This is a genomic window from Clostridium manihotivorum, assembly GCF_004015185.1.
GTDB lineage: Bacteria > Bacillota > Clostridia > Clostridiales > Clostridiaceae > Clostridium_AR > Clostridium_AR manihotivorum.
The window spans coordinates 519288-536802 of the sequence record NZ_CP025746.1; the positions used below are offsets into that span (position 1 = coordinate 519288).

The following is a 17515-nucleotide window of genomic DNA, read 5'->3' on the forward strand; positions in this document are numbered from 1 at the left end:
GTCGATAAATATATGAAGATGTTGATAAAAGTCTATGTGTTGTCAAAAATTGTAATTAGGACTTTTATATATTATGCTTTTTATTTGTATTAATAGTGTTTATTGTAAGAGTTTGTCCTTTTATTGTACACGTTAAACATGAGAAGTAAGAAAATATGCACATAGATAATATATAGACTTTTATCAGCAATGCAGCTTGACTTTTAAGGGGGAAGAATTAATGTCAAAGACTACAAAAAAGAGAGAAAGAAAAGTACCAAGGTTTAGGGGAATAAGCTTCAAATTAATAATTATGCTAATACTTATATGTCAGGTTCCGCTTATTACATATGGTGTTATATCCTATAAAAAGGCTTATGGCATAATATTAAGTAAGTTTAAAGTAACTACAAATCAAGAGGTAGAGCTTGTAAATGATTCTCTAAATAATTATTTTAATGGCATAATAAACACTATTCAAATGCTTTCTAATAATTCTGATCTAAAAAATTTAATGGATCATCCAGAGTATGGTCAGCATGCAAATGAATTGTTTCAAAATGTAAAGGAAAGTAATCCGGATATAGATCAAATAATATTTTCAACTACAGATAAAAAGGTGGTCATTTACCCTACGGCTACAACATCGACAGGTTCCTATGACCCTGCAGCTAGACCTTGGTATATAGGGGCAATGGGTAGCGAGGGAAATGTTGTGTTCTCTGAACCATATAAATCTGCTACAGACAGTAAAAATATAATATCTGTATCAAGAACTGTGAGTAGTAATGGTAAGTTAGTTGGAGTAATTGCTATAAATATAAACTTAGAGACCCTTTCTGAGAGAATGGGTAAAATAAAAATAGGTAATGAAGGCTATGTATTTGTTAGTGATAAAAATGGAGTAATGATTTCTCACCCAGATAAATCTTTGCTTGGTAAGAATGATACCACTAAACAAACATACTGGAATGATGTCAAAGATGGTGAAAGTGGTATGTCTGAGTACATATATACTAAGACTGGCGAGACGAAATACGCCAGCTATAAGACTAACAGCACGACCGGTTGGAAGATAATGGCCTCCATAAAGAAGAGCGAGATAAATAGTGATACAAAGGTGCTAAATGAATTGCTTTATGCATCACTATTGATAGCTCTAATTATTAATGTGACAGTAGCAGTTTTATTTAGCAAAGGAATTACTAAGAACATAAAGAAATTAGTAGAGGCTCTAAATAATGCAGCTAAAGGAATCTTAACAGATAGAATAAGTGTAAAAGGTAAAGATGAGTTTAGCGTATTAGCTTCAAGCTTTAATGAAATGGTAAGTGGCATAGGTTCACTTATAACAAATGTAAAAAACTCAACTGATACAATAAACAATACTGCCATAAATATAGCTGCAATGAGTGACCAAACTACAAATGCGGTAGAAGATATAGCAAAGACCATAGATCAAGTTGCCAGTGGAAGTACACAACAAGCAAGAGATGTTGAAGCAGGCGTTGATGAAATTGAGGCTTTAGTGAAGAAGCTACAGATTATTCTTGAGCATACAAACAATATGAACAGAGTATCAACTCATACTGAAGAAATGGCTAAGAGTGGAATGGATGTTATGGATACTCTTACTGAAAAATCAATAGATACTGGAAAGGCTTCGGACAAAATCGAGGTAGCAGTTAAGGAAATGAGAGATTCCTCATTAAACATTCAAGAGATAACAAAGGCCATAAATAGTATTGCAGAGCAAACAAATCTTTTAGCTTTAAATGCAGCAATTGAAGCAGCTAGAGCCGGCGAGGCTGGAAGAGGATTCTCAATAGTTGCTGAAGAAATAAGAATGCTTGCTGAACAGTCAACTCAATCTACTAAGGATATTGAAGTGCTTATAGAACAAGTTAGTGAAAGATCTAAGGTAGCGGTAGAGTCAGTTTCAGAGGCCAAGATAACCATAAAAGAACAAGGGGAAGCTGTTAGAGAAACTAAGATTACCTTCAATGAAATATCTAATGCAATTGATAAGTTGACAGGTATGATAACTAATGTACAGCAATCAATAGCAAGTATAAATAAAGACAAGGATTCAATAATGGAAAGAATGCAGAATATGTCTGCCATATCTGAAGAAACTGCTGCAAGTACTGAAGAGGTTTCAGCAGCAACTCAAGAAGTTTCAGCCAATATGGAGAACTTCAATGAAAAGGCAGGAGCTTTAAGAGAGCTTTCAGAAAGCCTTGAAGAGAATGTTGGTAAGTTCAACATCTAATCCGCAGATAGTACCTTTAAAAATAAAAAAACTAACTGAAGAAAACCGCTTCAGTTAGTTTTTACTGTTTAAGAATTATGTTCTTTTTTACTAATTAAGCCTAGCAATGTCAAGGATTTAGAATAGCTTTTTATAAATACAGTAAAAAGATAAATTATATTCGCCTGCCAGATTTTCCTCACATCCGTTCGGAAAGGCAGATGCGCAAAAAAACTAACTGAAGAGAACCGCTTCAGTTAGTTTTTTATTATCAAATCCTATAAGTGAACATATTATAATATTGATTACTTTTAAGGACTGATAATATTTGAAGAAAAACTTAGATAAACATAAGGTTAGCATAATAATATTAACTTATAACAATCTAGAGTATACAAAGAAGTGCTTAGAAAGTATAAGAAAATATACTACAGAAGTGGATTATGAACTAATTGTAGTGGATAATAGTTCAAATGACGGAACAAAAGATTGGTTAAAGCAGAATAGTGATATAAAGTGCATCTTTAATGAGGTAAACTTAGGATTTCCTATAGGCTGCAACCAAGGAATATTAGCTTCTACGGGAGATAGTATACTGCTTTTGAATAATGATGTTATTGTAACTCCCAACTGGCTCTCTAATCTTATGATTGCTTTATGGAGCTCAGATGAAATCGGTGCAGTTGGGGCAGTTACCAATAGTTGTTCCTACTATCAGACCATTGAAGTTGACTATAAAGATTATGATGAGCTTATAGAATTTTCTACAAAGCATAATATATCAGATCCATCAAAGTGGGAGCAGCGAATTAAACTTATAGGCTTTTGTATGCTTATAAAGAAAGAGGTCGTAAATTATATAGGGCTTTTAGATGAACGATTTACTCCAGGTAATTATGAGGATGATGACTACTCTTATAGGATTATGAATAAAGGGTATAAGCTTATGCTCTGTAAGGATACCTTTATACACCATTATGGAAGTACGTCCTTTAAGAGGGACTCAGTAAGTACAAATAACATAATGTTGACCAATCATAATAAGTTTATGGAAAAGTGGGGCTTTGATCCTGGAAGTATGACCTTAATAAGATATGAGGTTATGAGTAGAATAAGGTGTTTGAAGAATAAAGAGATAAATATATTAGACGTAGGCTGCGGCTGTGGTGCTACCTGTTTAAAGTTAAGAGATGTTTACCCTAAAGCTAAGCTATTTGGAATTGAGAAGAATACTGCAGCTGCTAAAATAGCTAGTAACTTTATGAAAGTCAAAATAGGAGATGCTGAGGCTATAGAATTTGATTATGAGGAGAGTCTTTTCGATTACATTATACTCAGCGAAATTCTCCAACATCTAAAGAAGCCAATTGAATTCCTAAAGCATATAAAGAAATATCTAAAACCACATGGAAGTCTTATATTAATAATACCAAATGCCATGTATATTGACAAAATTAAGCATCTCATAAATGGAGACTGGCTCTATGACAATCAATCTTTTGGAGAAGGTAGCTTATGGATTTGCACTTTTACCGATATATATAAGATACTAGTAGATCACCATTATTTCAATGTACGTGGGGAAGGAATACTGGGATACCTTAGTCAGGAGGATTATCAGCTTTTAGATAGGCTGGTAGATATATGTGGTCAACATATGAGGCTGCAGTATATATCCAACAGATATATACTTGTGGCTGACAATAGTGATTATGATATAGAAACCGAATTGAAATTTATTCTTAGAAGGATTGAGAATGATATAGATATTGAAAATGGTATAGAAAAACTTTTAAAATTTGTTTTATCTGAAAATATATCAATAGAAGATATAGATCATTCTATTGAAAAAAATATAATGTTAAAGGATAAATTAAGAAAAATTTTGAATGTAATCTCTTTGGAGGAGAAAAATGAATGATAGGAAAATTGCATTTATAACCTCTGTAAATGATAAAGAATTATATGATGAATCAAAGTTTTATATACAGCAGTTAAATAAGCCTGAGGGCTTTCAGATAGAGTTTATGAAGATTGAAGATGCCTCTTCTCTAGCAAATGCTTATAATATTGGAATGAATAGCTCAGATGCAAAATACAAGGTTTTTATGCATCAAGATGTATTCATAGTTAATAAGAACTTTTTATATGATATCTTGAAGGTATTTAAAACCTCTGAAGCAATAGGAATGATTGGGGTAGCTGGCTGCAAGTACATTCCAGAGAGTGGAATATGGTGGGAAGCAGATCAAACCTATGGCAAGGTTGCTGATAGTCATAATGGGGTTATGCAGCTTCTTAGCTTTAGAGAAGTTAGTGGAGACTACGAAGAGGTAGCTGCTTTAGATGGATTAATTATGATAACTCAATATGATATACCCTGGAGAGAAGATGTTTTTTCAGGGTGGCATTTCTATGATATATCTCAAAGCTTAGAGTTTAAGAAAAAGGGGTACAAGGTTGTGGTTCCCAGACAAGATAACTTATGGTGCATTCATGATTGTGGTGTTATAGACTTAGGCTATAGCTTTGAAGAGGAGAGAATAAAACTACTACGGGAATATGCAGAGGAACTTAGCTATGAGAGTACTACTAATTGATTTGGAGGCTTAGGATGTTTAACAAAGTATTAGTGTTAGCGCCTCACACTGATGATGGAGAATTGGGTTGTGGAGGAACTATTGCAAGATTCGTTGAAGAGGGGGCAGAGGTATACTATGCAGCTTTCTCTGTATGCGAATTGTCATTGCAAAGTGGATTACCTAAGAACACTTTAGAAGTTGAGGTTAGAGAGGCTACGAAGGAACTAGGGATTAAGCCTGAAAATCTCTATCTGTATAAATATGCTGTAAGGACATTTTCAAATAACAGACAAACAATTCTGGATGATTTAATAAAGCTTAGGGAGAATCTTAAGCCAGAACTTATTTTAATGCCTTCTTTACAAGACATACATCAAGATCATCAGATTATCGCCAATGAAGGTGTTAGAGCCTTTAAAAAGTCATCCATATTAGGCTATGAGATGGTATGGAATAATCTATCTTTTAATACCCAAGTGTTTTTTGTGTTGCAGGATAGACATATACAAAAGAAGGTAAGAGCCTTAAGCTGTTACAGATCACAAAGTCATAGGGATTATCTAAACGAAGAGTTTATTAAAAGTTTATCTATGATAAGAGGAGTGCAAATAGGAGAAAGGTTTGCAGAAGTATTTGAGGCAGTAAGATGGGTAAATAGATAGAAAAGGTCTATTCTGACGTTCAGTTATTGAATAAGTGGAGGATGTATGATTAATATGAAAGGGAAAAAGCTATTTCTTACAGGTGGTGCAGGATTTATAGGGAGCAAGCTATGTGAAAGATTGTGCGTGGATAACAACATAGTTATTTACGATAATCTGAAGAGAAATTCTATAAAAGATACCAATCTATTGAATAATAAATCTATTGAACTGATTCAAGGGGATATATTAGATTTTTCTCATCTAAAGAAAAGTGTGAGGGAGTTTAGACCAGATATAGTGATACACTTAGCTGCTATAGCTGGTATTGAATCAGTAATAAAGAATCCTGTTGATACAATGAAGGTAAACATGATAGAAACTTATAATATCTTAGAAGCTATAAAAGATTACTCTAAAGCTATAGAAAGATTCATTGATTTTTCCACTAGTGAGGTATTCGGAGTTCAAGCCTATAAGGTTAATGAAAATAGTAATACCAATTTAGCACCGGTAGGTGAAGCGAGATGGACATATTCTGTGAGTAAGTTAGCAGGTGAACACTTGTCTCATAGTTATTACAAGCAATTTGGGCTTAAAGTGGTTACTGTAAGACCTTTTAATATATATGGGCCAGGACAAGTAGGAGAAGGTGCAGTTCACCAATTTATTACAAGAGCTATTAGCAATCAGAAAATACAGATTCATGGAGATGGGGATCAAATAAGATCTTGGTGCTATATAGATGACTTCATCGATGGTATTGAGTTATGTTTGCTTAAGGATACAGCAATAGGACACTCTTTTAATATAGGTAATCCTAAAGGTACTATAACCATAGGTATGTTGGCACAGCTAATAAAACAAATAGCAGGCTCTAAATCAGAGATAGTTTATGTTCCTAAAACCTATGTTGATGTGGATCTTAGGGTACCCAGTATAGATAAATCTGTTGAATTACTTGGCTTTACACCTAAGATTCAACTAGTAGAAGGCTTAGAAAAAACTATAGCTTGGTATAGGAATTTTTTATAGATAAGCTTCAATTATTAAGTTATGTATGCCTGAAAAATCCTAAGAGGTCAGGATTTTCGAACATGCATAACTTAAGTTTTCGTAATGGAACCCTACAAAAAAGAATGAGCTTTTATAGAGTATTGTAGACATTGACCAAATCTAAGCAAATTAGATTTCTATCATGATATTTTTCAACATACGCTCGTCCTTTAATGCCCAAGTCTATCAAGAGATCTTGATTCTTAAGATAATACTCTAGCTTATCTTTTAAGTTATCAGGATTTGCAGATATTATAGGTAGATCTTTTGGGTATTTTTCCTTCATGAAGTCGCTTATAAGGCAGATTACCGGCTTGCCAAGGGCCATGGCTTCTATTGAGAAAAGACCATAGCTTCCAGTTAAGATTTGATCAATAATTAAATCCGAAGACTCGTATATCTTTACGGCTTCTTCATGGGACATACCTTGAACTAGTTGAAAATTAAAATCATAGGATTGCTTAAGTTCTTCAATTGCTTCTAAAATATAGGGGGTGCCTTTAAACTCTGGTGATGTAGGAGCATGAACAATCAAGGGTTTATCTTTAATTGTATTTTCTATAAATTTATATTTTGATAGGTCAATGGAAGGTCTTATATAATGAAGATTAGCATGGAAATCTCTCACATACTCAGCAAGTTCATAGTCTACTAAACAATCAGGTATATAATGAGAAAGAAATTCAAGTTTTCTTTTTATTTCGTCTTCATTCATATCTTTTACTTTAACATATTTATTTAGCTTCACAGCTTTTGAGTACATTCTTACATCAGATCCCCAGTATTGCATCACTATCTTTTTGCCTAATTCCTTAATTAAGGGTAGATCACTATAATCTAAGGTTAGAGCTGTTCCAAAATAAAAATGGAATACATTATTTTCTGATATCAGATTGGAAGCTAGCTTTTTTGTCTCAATATCAGCTGCATTAATAGAATTAAAAGAAGGCAGATCTAAGGTGTAGTCAGATTCGTAGCCTAAATAGCCTGGGTAATAATTTACCGAAGAGGCATTTATGCCTAAGACTTTTAATCCGTCTACTGAGGTATACATCTGGTTTGCAATCTCCATAGAACCGAAAACAACATCAAGTTTTGAAAAATCACTTTTTAAATTCATATTAAAGCCTATTAATGGGTCAAACAGTTTTGCTCTGCAAAAATATTTCAAAGCTTCCTTAGAGTTACCTTCCTTACACAATAGATTTGCAAAAGTGAAATTTAAGTTTGCATTGTTTTCCTTTAAGCATAAGCCTTTCTCAAGTATGGGCCTAGCTTTTTCGTACTGATTTTTTACTATAGATAAGTAGCCTAGTAAGTAATAGCCATAAGAGTCATTAGGTTCTATAGTTACATACTTTTCGGCTAGCGCATAAGCCTCATCAAGGTTATTTTTATCGATGTTAACTTCTATACTTTGCTTTATCTTCGTAGCTTTATCATCCATTTATTCTTACACACCTTTATTATTGATTAAAATTTGTTTCTTTTATATAAATATAATGCTTTAGGTAAAAAACAGATTATCTTTCATCCAATTAAAGTATGAGGTAAGCCCATAGTTTAAGTTAAATTCAGGTTTATAATTAAAACTGTTTTTTAACTTAAGGTTGTTACCTATTAAGTCATTTTCATAAAACTCTTTAAAGCATAAACTTAAATTTTTCTCACCACAGATCATTGCAATCTTTTGGCAAAGGGATTCTATTGAGACAATTTCATCACCACATACATTAAAGGTTCCGGATATATCCAGATTAATAGCTAATTTTAAAATATTTATAACATCATAGATGTATATAGGGTTTATCTTAGGACTTCCTGCTTTATTCAGAGTGACTGTTTTGTGATTAATTATATTTGAGAATAGATTACTTATTAACCTGTTGCTTTGGCCTTGGCCATAAGGAAAGAAAAGTCTCAATATTGTAATAGATAGCTTATCTTTATATAGCTCGCAGATTTTTTCAGAGAAGTATTTACTAATCTGGTACATTCCCTGAGGCTTACATAAGTCATCTTCTGATACAGGGGTTTCTCTAAAACCATAGACGCCTCCAGATGATAGAAGAATAAACCTTGGAATAGAATTTTTTATGCAGAAGTCAAGTAGCATTATAGTTGACTTTACATTAATATCTATATAATCACTGTTATCAAAAGTCTGATTGTTGACTATAGCTGCACAATGAATTACTGTGTCTATATTATTCAAGGGTATGTAATCCAAGGGTGTTTTTAAGTCCCAATAAATATTTGAACATAGTGAATTTTTACTTCTACCTAGATTAGTTATTTCATATATGCTATTTGTTAAGTTTATTAGATTTGAGCCTATAAAACCTGTTCCTCCGGTGATTAATAGCTTTGGATTAGTCTCCATTAATTATGCTCTCCTTATACTAATCTTATACTTAGAAACAACTTTTAGGATCTTGTTTTAATTATCTTAGCAGGAACCCCTACTGCTACTGAGAATCTAGGTATACTTCGATTGACAACAGCGTTTGCTCCTATCTTACTACCTTTGCCTATTGTAACTCCAGGGAGTATAGCAGCACCTATACCTATATTACAGTCATCTTCTATGTTAATAGGAGCGTAATCTAGTCCGGAAAATAGTATTGGAATGTCAATTCCTATATCTTTATGTTTTGCACCATGAATTTTTACCAAAGGACCAATTCCTACATTACGACCGATAGTAACTCCACCAGCACCATGAATAAAACATTGTTGCCCTATCCAAGTGTTCGAACCTATAGTTAAAATCGAATTAAAGTAACCCTTTAATATGGTGTCATGTCCTATATATACGTTATCTCCTATCTCAATATTTTCTGGAAAGAATATTCTTACCCCATCTTCTATGATTACATTGGAGCCACACCTCTTTAATTTATTTTTATCAGGGATTCCTTTGCCTTCACTTGACCATAATTTTATAAACATTTTACTCCTCCAAGAAGATTAAGATACCAAATAAGTACTTTATTCATATTATATATATGATGATAGTACCAAATAAGGTACAACACTTTATTACTGGAGATTGATATGAGCATATTTACTTATGGTAGTTATGAAAAGTTATTAGATAAAATGAAGATGATAAACAATATATACAGCTTTGAAGCAATAACTGAAAGCATATCTTCTGGAATAATACTAAGGCATGATATTGACTTTGATATAAAAAAGGCTTATGAACTTTCTAAGCTTGAGGAAGGTAAAAACGTTAAGAGTTCATATTTTGTGCTGACGACTTCTGAAATATACAACATTAACTCTCTGAAAAATAGAGTTATGCTAAGGGCTATGCACAACAAGGGTTTCGAAATAGGCTTACACTTTGATCCACTTATATATAGCAGCTTAGAGGAAGAGAAGTTATTAATCAAGGTTAAAAATGAATGTGCCATAATTGAAGATATAATTGGGGATAGAGTATGTTCCATAAGCCTTCACTGCCCATCGATTCTCAATAGATATCCTAAGTTTGTAGGGTATAAAAATGCCTATGATATAGCTCTTTTCAAAGATCAGTTTTATATATCAGACTCTTGTAAGGACTTTAGGGGGAAGGATATATTTAGCTTTGTTGAAAAAGGAAAGAACAACTTAATACAAGTGCTACTGCATCCGATACATTTTAATACAACAGAAACTACTTATATTGATAGCTTTAGTAATATATTTGAGAAAAAAATTAATGATTTAGATTATGAGATGAGGATAAACAAGAAATATAATGAAGAGATTGGTGCTGGAAAACTAGTTTATAGGTTTTGTGAACATTTCAGCCAGCGGGAGGGACTATGAGAAGATTTTGCTTTAATAGTTATGAGCTTAATAATCTTACGAAATACAAAGATAGAATTGATAGGCATATTGATGTATATCAAGTTTCAACAGCCAGTTCTCCGAAAAATAATAGCTTGATATTTATAAATAAAATAGATAAACAAATACTTAAAAATATCAGCAGTACAAAAGAGAGCATCATTTTAATTAAAGAGAATCCAGAGATAATCAAAGATGAAGATTATTTGCTTATAAGTAAAGAGAATATAGTCCTAAAGGTAGATAATCCTAGGAGAGAATATGCAATAATATTAAACTATATACTACAGCGAGAAAAAGCAACCTATGCCGAATATAAGGTGAATGCTTTAGGGTACGTTTTAGGTAAAGGAGTTATTATAGGAAATGGAACTAAAATAGAGCCTTTTGCTTTTATAGGAGACTACTGTAGCATAGGTGATAATTGTATCATAAAGAGTGGAGCAAAGATAAGAGAGAATACGGTTATTGGAGATAACTGTATTATAAAGGAAAACTGTGTCATAGGTGATGAGGGTTTTGGCATAGAAAGAGATGAACAAGGAATACCCTATAGAATTCCTCATTTAGGTGGTGTTGTTATAGGAAGCAATGTTGAAGTGGGTGCACTAGTGTCAATAGCTCAAGGCACTATTGAACCTACGATTATAGAGGACTATGTAAAGATTGATGATTGTGCATTTATTGCTCATAATTGTAAGATTGGAAGAGGAACTTATATAATAGCCAATGCAGAAATTAGTGGCAGTGTAGTTATTGGTAGAAATAGCTGGATAGGCCCAAGTGCAGCTATTATTAATGGAGTAAAGCTTGGAAACAATGTAACTGTTGGTATTGGTAGTGTAGTAATAAAAAATGTAGAGGACGGCATTGTAGTTGCAGGTAATCCAGCAGATACCACAGAAAATCTTAGAAGGCTAAATAAGATTATGAAAAGTTTATTAGCTAAGGGTAAAATCAAGAGTTTCTCATAAAAAGGGAGCTCTTGCTCTTTTTTACTGCTCAAACCAGTACAGCTGGTAGAACACATTTTTCTGCTAAACATATTATATATTGAAAGTTAGGATCACTGTTGCTAATAGATAAATAAAAGGAGTTAACAAAAGTGTGTAAGGAAACTGAGCTTAAAGAAAAGATTATGAAGAAAAGTGCAGTTATTGGAGTAGTTGGCTTGGGATATGTAGGGCTTCCTTTAGCTGTTGAAAGTGCAAAGTGTGGCTTCAAGGTTATAGGTTTTGATATCCAGGAGAAAAAGGTTGATATGATCAATAAGGGGATTAATTATATAGGTGATATAGTAAACTCTGAGCTTAGTACCTTGGTGGTGGCAGAGAAACTGGAGGCGGTGACTGATTTTAGCTTTGTAGCTAAGGTTGATGTGGTTTTAATATGTGTACCAACTCCTCTGGATAAGTATCAGCAGCCAGATATAAGTTATGTAAAGAGATCTACAGAATCAGTTGCTGAGTTCCTTCATAAGGATATGCTTGTGGTATTGGAGAGTACGACCTATCCTGGAACCACTGAAGAACTGGTGCTTCCAATACTAGAAAAGTCCTCTAGACTAATCTGTGAAGAGGATTTTTATTTAGCTTTTTCACCGGAAAGAGTTGATCCAGGCAATTCTTCCTATAATACAAAAAATACGCCTAAGATAGTTGGCGGTATTGGTAATAAAAGCACAGAGATTGCAAGAAGTTTTTATGAAAATATATTGGATAGTAAGGTTATGACTTTATCAAGCCCAAGGGTGGCCGAGATGGAAAAGATACTTGAGAATACCTATAGAAACATAAATATTGGCTTAATAAATGAAATGGCTATCATTTGTAATAAGATGAATATAGATATTTGGGAGGTCATTGATGCTGCTAAAAGTAAACCATATGGTTTTCAAGCTTTTTATCCAGGTCCAGGCCTTGGTGGACACTGTATTCCTCTCGATCCCTATTATTTGACCTGGAAGGCTAGAGAGTACGACTACCATACTAGGCTTATTGAAACTGCTGGAGAAATAAATAATTATATGCCTAGTTATATAGTTGAGAGATCTTCAGATATACTAAATAAATTTGATAAACCTTTAAATAATTCATATATACTAGTGCTTGGAATAGCCTACAAAGCAGACGTAGCTGACTACAGAGAAAGTCCAGCACTTAAGATTATGGACAACTTCAAAAACCATGGAGCTAAGGTTGATTTTTATGATCCATATATAGAGCAATTTAAATATAAAGGATTTGAATATAAGGGTATTCAATTGACTGAAGAAATTTTAAAAAGTACAGATTTAGTAGTTATAACCACTGATCATAAAAGCTATGATTATGACTTTATTCAAGGAAATTCTAAACTTATATTCGATACAAAGAATGCCACTAAAGAAGTTGAAAATAGAGTTAATATATTCCTTTTGTAGATGTATATGGGAGGTAAAACGTGAAAAATCAAGTAAGTTTATGTATGATAGTTAAAAATGAGGAAGAATACCTACCAAGATGTTTAGCTAGTATCAAGGATATTGTGGATGAAATTATAATAGTAGACACTGGTTCCACAGATAGAACTTTAGAGATTGCCAAAAGTTTTAATGCTAAGACGTACTTTTTTAAATGGAATAATAACTTTAGTGAGGCCAGAAATGAGTCCTTAAAGCATGCTTCAAAGGACTGGATTCTAATAATGGATGCAGATGAAGAATTATATAAAGAGGACCAAGAGCTTGTAAGGATATTGTTAAACAGCAAGCTTGATGAAAATGCTATATATAACTTCCAAGGAGTAAGTTATTGCGGCAATTATATAGATGAGAATAATAAGATTATAAATCTTAATCCAAGATTATTTAAAAACAACATTGGCCTCCATTATGAAGGTGCTATCCATAATCAGTTAGCCTACAGCGAAAACAACTATCATGTTATTTGCGAGGATGTAAAAGTACATCATTACGGATATCTAAATAAGAGAATCGCATCAACAGATAAAAGGAATAGAAATTTAACTATACTAACCAATCAACTAAAAAAGCATCCAAATGATAAATTTGTTTTGTTTAATTTAGGTAATGAATATGCTGCCTTAGGAGATTTAGAGAAGGCACTAGAGTTTTATTATAAATGTTATGATAATTTTAATCCCGATGTAGGATTTGGCTATGCGCTCCTTATTAGGATGGTGTATGTTAACTTCGATATAGGTAAATATGATGAATCTCTAAGACTTATAGGTGAAGGAATTAACTATTATCCTGAGTGCACTGATCTATATTTTTTAAAAGCTGAGAACTATAAAATATTGGGAAAACCAACTTTGCAGATAAAGGCCTTAGAGAAATGTATTGAATTAGGAGAACCGCCAGCTAACCTAAAATTTTTTGATGGAACTGGAGGGGTAAAGGCTTTTAATGAATTAGGAAATATTTATTATGAACTAAGAGATTTTGAAACTGCTTATAACTATTATATTGAGGCTTTAAAAGCAGATACTAGCTTTATAGATCCTATTTATAATATTGTGCATATTCTAAAACTTGAAAATAAAAGTATAAGTGAAATTAAGACTATAGTTGAGAGTTTTTTTGATGTTTCTTGTGAAAGCTATATTCTTATGGCTGATTTGTTTTTTAAAGAAGGAGATTACAATACAGCTTTAGAGTATTTAAATAAATGTAATGATGATTCGCTTGAGGAAAGAGTAAATGTGCTTAAAGCAAGATGTTTTATAAGAATAGGTGGTTTTGAAGACTGTATAGCATTAACAGAAATAAATAAGAAAGAGCCAGCTTATATAGAGTTTTTCTTCAGTAAGTTTATAAGCTATATATTATTAGAGAGATATAATGATGCGTATAAGCTTCTTAAAGAGATAAAAAAAGAAGAGAAGACAAGAGAGTCTTATAAAAGGAGAATAGACATCTATGAGCAACTTATAAAATTATTTATAAAAGAACCAACAACAATACTAAGTAGAGATGAAAATGAACATGAATACCTAGATATCGTAATGGAGATTTGTGAAATAATGCTTATAAATAAGCGGTATGATGAGTTATCTATAGCAGTAAATCTAGGAAACCTAGTGAGTAATAGATCCATGCTTCTTTCACTTGGGAAGCTTTATTATAGAAATGGATATCTTGAATTGGCTAAAAAGGAGATACTAAGATCAATTAAAGAATTTGATATATATGATAGCGGAGGATTAGATATATTAAAAATATTAAGCTAAGCATCTAAATATTGTTTAAATATGCTACTAATTGAGGCTACACATGTAAGTAAAATCATTTATTATACATGTGTGGCCTTATTACTTAATTTCAACACGGTACTTTAACAGCTTATTGGCTAAAGTCACTCAGAGTAGGAACCACTAAAAGTTACTGTTTCTTTATCTCCTGGATTTGGCTTAGGATTTATAGTTATACTATAGGTTTTATCTATATTAAGGGGAGTATTCTTCCCTAAATTGTCATACTCATCTACTACATAATAGTTGTCTGTGTTGCCAGTAGATTGCCTTTCTACAGCAACATTTATTAGAGCGTTATATTTTGCGTTAACTGCTACTGTTCCTGTAACCTGAACCTGCTCCACTGAAGGTATTCCAGTTTTAACAGGTGGATTAGGCTGGCTAGGCGGAGTATAGCTAATAAAAATTGGTTTCTGAGGAATAGGGGTGAAAGTAATTTTTATAAAGGGTATTAAATATATATCTTTGCTTATAGCTGAGCCAAAGGCTGCAGAAATATCGTTGTTTTTACCAAATAACATAAGGCAAGTACTTCTTTTTGCATTATTTATCCAAGCTGAAATAATATAGGTTATAGCTGCTTTAACATGGACTTGAGAAGTAATAGGATAGAAGTAAGTCGGATTACATGCATCTATTTGCGGTTGATTACTATAGGTTGAGTAGCTACTGAAGTAGCCGCATGGGTAGATGCCAAATACCTTACTTAAATCATTGTAAAAGTTATTGGCTTTAAACATTACTAGTTCTGCATAACTAATAGCTACGTTGCTTGGTATGGTGGATATATCAAAAAAAAGGTAACTAATATATTTATTTACGCCATCACTACCTACTAATAGTATATCTTCATTGATATTTCCATTTGGAAGTTTATCTGTAAGAGTAATACTTTTATTAGCAGGAATTATGATACTAGCCAAGAGATTCACCTCTCTTCTCAGTTATATAAAAATATGGAGCCAGATATTATATATCTCACTCCATATTTATATTAATATTTTCTATTTTAATTCTTATTTCTTTAAAATTAATATTGGGTAGGAGTAATTCTATTAGATATATTACTTCAAAAATATATTATCTGAGGCTTTTTATATTTTCAATTTAATGCTCTAATTTTTATATTCAAAACATTAAAGAATTATTATGGTGTTTGTGATAATCCCCAAGTAACGTCAATTGTGTCTCTAACTTCTCTCTTAGGAACTATGGTTAAGGTTGTTGTAACGTTATAGGTTGCTGTAGTGCTAGTTGGATTGCTTATTGCAAAAGTCTTTTTAAAGTTTGTTAAAGTTCTAGGGTAGGTAAGACTAGTGCTACTAGCAGCAACATTTATTGTAATATATCCTGCATAACGAGGAATAAGTGTTCCAGTAGCTTGTACGGTATAGAGTGAACCAGTTTCAGGGGTATCAAAATGCAAGGTTGCATCTGCTGCCAAAATAATCAGCTCCTTTTATCTTAATTTGTTTATTGCGATATCATCTTATGAGTTAAAATGGTATCTTTATATTAATATATGATTTTAAAACAATAGTGTGAACTATTTGTCTATTCATTTAACTTATCTAAGTCTATGACATAGCAAGGTATCTAAAATGCTGTGTTTTGCATATAGTAAAGTGTATCTTAGTTTACAAAGATTAAGGGAAATTGATTTATTTATCTATTATAATTTTATGAATAAAAATTAATGAAGGTGAAATAGTGTGAACATTCCTCTTATTGATTTAAAAGCTCAATATAAAAGCTTAGAGAAAGATATAAATAAGGCAGTGCTAGAAGTTTTGTCTTCTTCTGAATATATAATGGGAAAACAGGTTAAAGAATTTGAAGAAGAATTTGCAAGTTGTTTAAAAGTAAGAAATGCAGTTTCAGTAGCCAATGGAACAGATGCACTTATAATTGCAATGAAGGCTTTAGGTATAAAGGAGGGTGATGAGGTAATAACAACTCCATTCACCTTTTTTTCAACTGCGGAAAGCATATCTATGGTAGGGGCAAAGCCTGTATTTGTGAATATTGATGTTAATACCTTCAATATAGATTGCTCAAAGCTTATTAATAAGATAACTGATAAAACAAAAGCTATACTTCCTGTACATTTATTTGGACTACCTGCGAATATGAAGGAGATACTATCTATAGCTGAGGATAATGGATTATATGTTATAGAAGATGCATGTCAAGCTATTGGAGCAGAGTATGACGGTAAAAAGGTAGGAACATTAGGTGATGCAGCTTGTTTCTCGTTTTTTCCTACAAAGAATTTGAGCTGCGCTGGAGATGGAGGCATGATAGTCACAAATAAGGATGATATAGCAGACATTGCTAGAGCTATTAGAGCTCACGGCAGCGGAGCTTATGGTAAAAGGGCATACAACCTTATGAATGACATTCATGAAGAGTTAGAAGTTAATAATAGTGAAAGTACCGTATATAATCCTACAAAGTATTATAACTAGATTGTGGGATGTAACTCTAGGCTAGATACTATCCAAGCAGCTATCCTCAGAGTAAAACTGAAAAAAATAGGTGAATGGAACCATGAGAGAAGAAAAAATGCTGCTTTTTATAATAGTAATATACTTAATAATATTATAGAAAAGCCAAAGGATAACATTGAATCGAAGCATGTCTATCACATGTATGTAGTTAAGAGTGACTATAGAGATAAGCTCAGTTACTATCTTAAGGAAAAAGGTATAGCTACAGGTGTATATTACCCTATACCACTACATCTTCAGAAAGTCTACGTCGATCTAGGGTATAAGGAAGGTGATTTACCTAACGCAGAATATGTATCTAAAAGGACATTAGCTATACCAATATATCCAGAGCTGTCCTTGGAAGAAAAGCAGTATATTGTAGATACTATAAATAATTTCGAGGTGTAAAAGTAA

At 32.5% G+C, this 17515-nt stretch carries 14 protein-coding genes and 1 pseudogene; 10 read left to right on the plus strand and 5 right to left on the minus strand.

Features of this window, described 5'->3' with window-relative positions; translation table 11 throughout:
• Positions 1-220 precede the first annotated feature (220 nt).
• The 5 genes from C1I91_RS02270 to C1I91_RS02290 all read left to right on the plus strand — a co-directional run bounded on the left by C1I91_RS02270 (position 221) and on the right by C1I91_RS02290 (position 6488).
• The gene (locus C1I91_RS02270) at positions 221-2251 is read left to right on the plus strand and encodes a methyl-accepting chemotaxis protein (protein WP_128211037.1); all 2031 of its coding nucleotides are present in this window, start codon (positions 221-223) and stop codon (positions 2249-2251) included.
• Positions 2252-2558: 307 nt separating this feature from the next.
• Positions 2559-4151, plus strand: a complete 1593-nt coding sequence (locus C1I91_RS02275; protein WP_128211038.1) for a glycosyltransferase — start codon at positions 2559-2561, stop codon at positions 4149-4151.
• On the plus strand, positions 4144-4830 hold the full coding sequence (locus C1I91_RS02280) for a glycosyltransferase family protein (RefSeq protein WP_128211039.1): 687 nt from the start codon (positions 4144-4146) through the stop codon (positions 4828-4830). Before C1I91_RS02275 ends, C1I91_RS02280 begins: the two co-directional genes overlap by 8 nt.
• A 14-nt stretch (positions 4831-4844) precedes the next feature.
• The gene (locus C1I91_RS02285; protein WP_128211040.1) at positions 4845-5474 is read left to right on the plus strand and encodes a PIG-L deacetylase family protein; all 630 of its coding nucleotides are present in this window, start codon (positions 4845-4847) and stop codon (positions 5472-5474) included.
• Between the two features lie 45 nt (positions 5475-5519).
• On the plus strand, positions 5520-6488 hold the full coding sequence (locus C1I91_RS02290; protein WP_238475911.1) for an NAD-dependent epimerase/dehydratase family protein: 969 nt from the start codon (positions 5520-5522) through the stop codon (positions 6486-6488).
• A gap of 112 nt (positions 6489-6600) precedes the next feature.
• Here the strand turns inward: C1I91_RS02290 and C1I91_RS02295 are convergent, their stop codons facing one another.
• Genes C1I91_RS02295 through C1I91_RS02305 form a run of 3 tightly spaced genes read right to left on the minus strand, consistent with a single transcriptional unit; the run spans position 6601 to position 9461 of the window.
• Entirely contained in the window at positions 6601-7956 is a 1356-nt protein-coding gene (locus C1I91_RS02295; protein WP_128211041.1) for a glycosyltransferase, read from the minus strand.
• Positions 7957-8016: 60 nt separating this feature from the next.
• Positions 8017-8892 carry an NAD-dependent epimerase/dehydratase family protein gene (locus C1I91_RS02300; protein WP_128211042.1) on the minus strand — a complete coding sequence of 292 codons (876 nt, stop codon included), beginning with the start codon at positions 8890-8892 and terminating at the stop codon, positions 8017-8019.
• A 44-nt stretch (positions 8893-8936) separates the two neighbouring features.
• Positions 8937-9461, minus strand: coding sequence for an acyltransferase (locus tag C1I91_RS02305; RefSeq protein ID WP_205694273.1), 525 nt, complete (start codon positions 9459-9461; stop codon positions 8937-8939).
• 105 nt (positions 9462-9566) lie between these two features.
• On the opposite strand from C1I91_RS02305, the gene C1I91_RS02310 reads away from it, so the two are divergent.
• The 4 genes from C1I91_RS02310 (at position 9567) to C1I91_RS02325 (ending at position 14585) form a co-directional block, all read left to right on the plus strand.
• Positions 9567-10331, plus strand: coding sequence for a polysaccharide deacetylase family protein (locus C1I91_RS02310; RefSeq protein ID WP_128211043.1), 765 nt, complete (start codon positions 9567-9569; stop codon positions 10329-10331).
• Positions 10328-11326: a UDP-3-O-(3-hydroxymyristoyl)glucosamine N-acyltransferase gene (locus C1I91_RS02315; protein WP_128211044.1), complete on the plus strand. Its 999-nt coding sequence runs from the start codon at positions 10328-10330 to the stop codon at positions 11324-11326. Before C1I91_RS02310 ends, C1I91_RS02315 begins: the two co-directional genes overlap by 4 nt.
• Positions 11327-11490: 164 nt before the next feature.
• Positions 11491-12774, plus strand: a complete 1284-nt coding sequence (locus C1I91_RS02320) for a nucleotide sugar dehydrogenase (protein ID WP_128215892.1) — start codon at positions 11491-11493, stop codon at positions 12772-12774.
• 20 nt (positions 12775-12794) lie between these two features.
• Positions 12795-14585, plus strand: coding sequence for a tetratricopeptide repeat-containing glycosyltransferase family 2 protein (locus tag C1I91_RS02325; RefSeq protein ID WP_128211045.1), 1791 nt, complete (start codon positions 12795-12797; stop codon positions 14583-14585).
• A gap of 125 nt (positions 14586-14710) precedes the next feature.
• Here C1I91_RS02325 and C1I91_RS02330 read toward each other — a convergent pair whose 3' ends face one another.
• Positions 14711-15532, minus strand: coding sequence for a DNRLRE domain-containing protein (locus tag C1I91_RS02330; protein ID WP_164880420.1), 822 nt, complete (start codon positions 15530-15532; stop codon positions 14711-14713).
• A gap of 224 nt (positions 15533-15756) precedes the next feature.
• On the minus strand, positions 15757-16053 hold the full coding sequence (locus C1I91_RS02335) for a hypothetical protein (RefSeq protein ID WP_128211047.1): 297 nt from the start codon (positions 16051-16053) through the stop codon (positions 15757-15759).
• A 268-nt stretch (positions 16054-16321) separates the two neighbouring features.
• Here C1I91_RS02335 and C1I91_RS02340 point away from each other — a divergent pair.
• Positions 16322-17509, plus strand: a pseudogene (locus C1I91_RS02340) (DegT/DnrJ/EryC1/StrS family aminotransferase).
• Positions 17510-17515 lie beyond the last annotated feature (6 nt).

Excerpts from the sequence above, each read along its gene's own strand:
- C1I91_RS02295 (WP_128211041.1), bottom strand. The coding sequence starts at position 7,956 with ATGGATGATAAAGCTACGAAGATAAAGCAAAGTATAGAAGTTAACATC.
- C1I91_RS02300 (WP_128211042.1), bottom strand. The coding sequence starts at position 8,892 with ATGGAGACTAATCCAAAGCTATTAATCACCGGAGGAACAGGTTTTATA.
- C1I91_RS02285 (WP_128211040.1), top strand. The coding sequence starts at position 4,845 with ATGTTTAACAAAGTATTAGTGTTAGCGCCTCACACTGATGATGGAGAA.
- C1I91_RS02280 (WP_128211039.1), top strand. The coding sequence starts at position 4,144 with ATGAATGATAGGAAAATTGCATTTATAACCTCTGTAAATGATAAAGAA.
- C1I91_RS02270 (WP_128211037.1), top strand. The coding sequence starts at position 221 with ATGTCAAAGACTACAAAAAAGAGAGAAAGAAAAGTACCAAGGTTTAGG.
- C1I91_RS02320 (WP_128215892.1), top strand. The coding sequence starts at position 11,491 with ATGAAGAAAAGTGCAGTTATTGGAGTAGTTGGCTTGGGATATGTAGGG.
- C1I91_RS02290 (WP_238475911.1), top strand. The coding sequence starts at position 5,520 with ATGATTAATATGAAAGGGAAAAAGCTATTTCTTACAGGTGGTGCAGGA.
- C1I91_RS02310 (WP_128211043.1), top strand. The coding sequence starts at position 9,567 with ATGAGCATATTTACTTATGGTAGTTATGAAAAGTTATTAGATAAAATG.
- C1I91_RS02315 (WP_128211044.1), top strand. The coding sequence starts at position 10,328 with ATGAGAAGATTTTGCTTTAATAGTTATGAGCTTAATAATCTTACGAAA.
- C1I91_RS02305 (WP_205694273.1), bottom strand. The coding sequence starts at position 9,461 with ATGTTTATAAAATTATGGTCAAGTGAAGGCAAAGGAATCCCTGATAAA.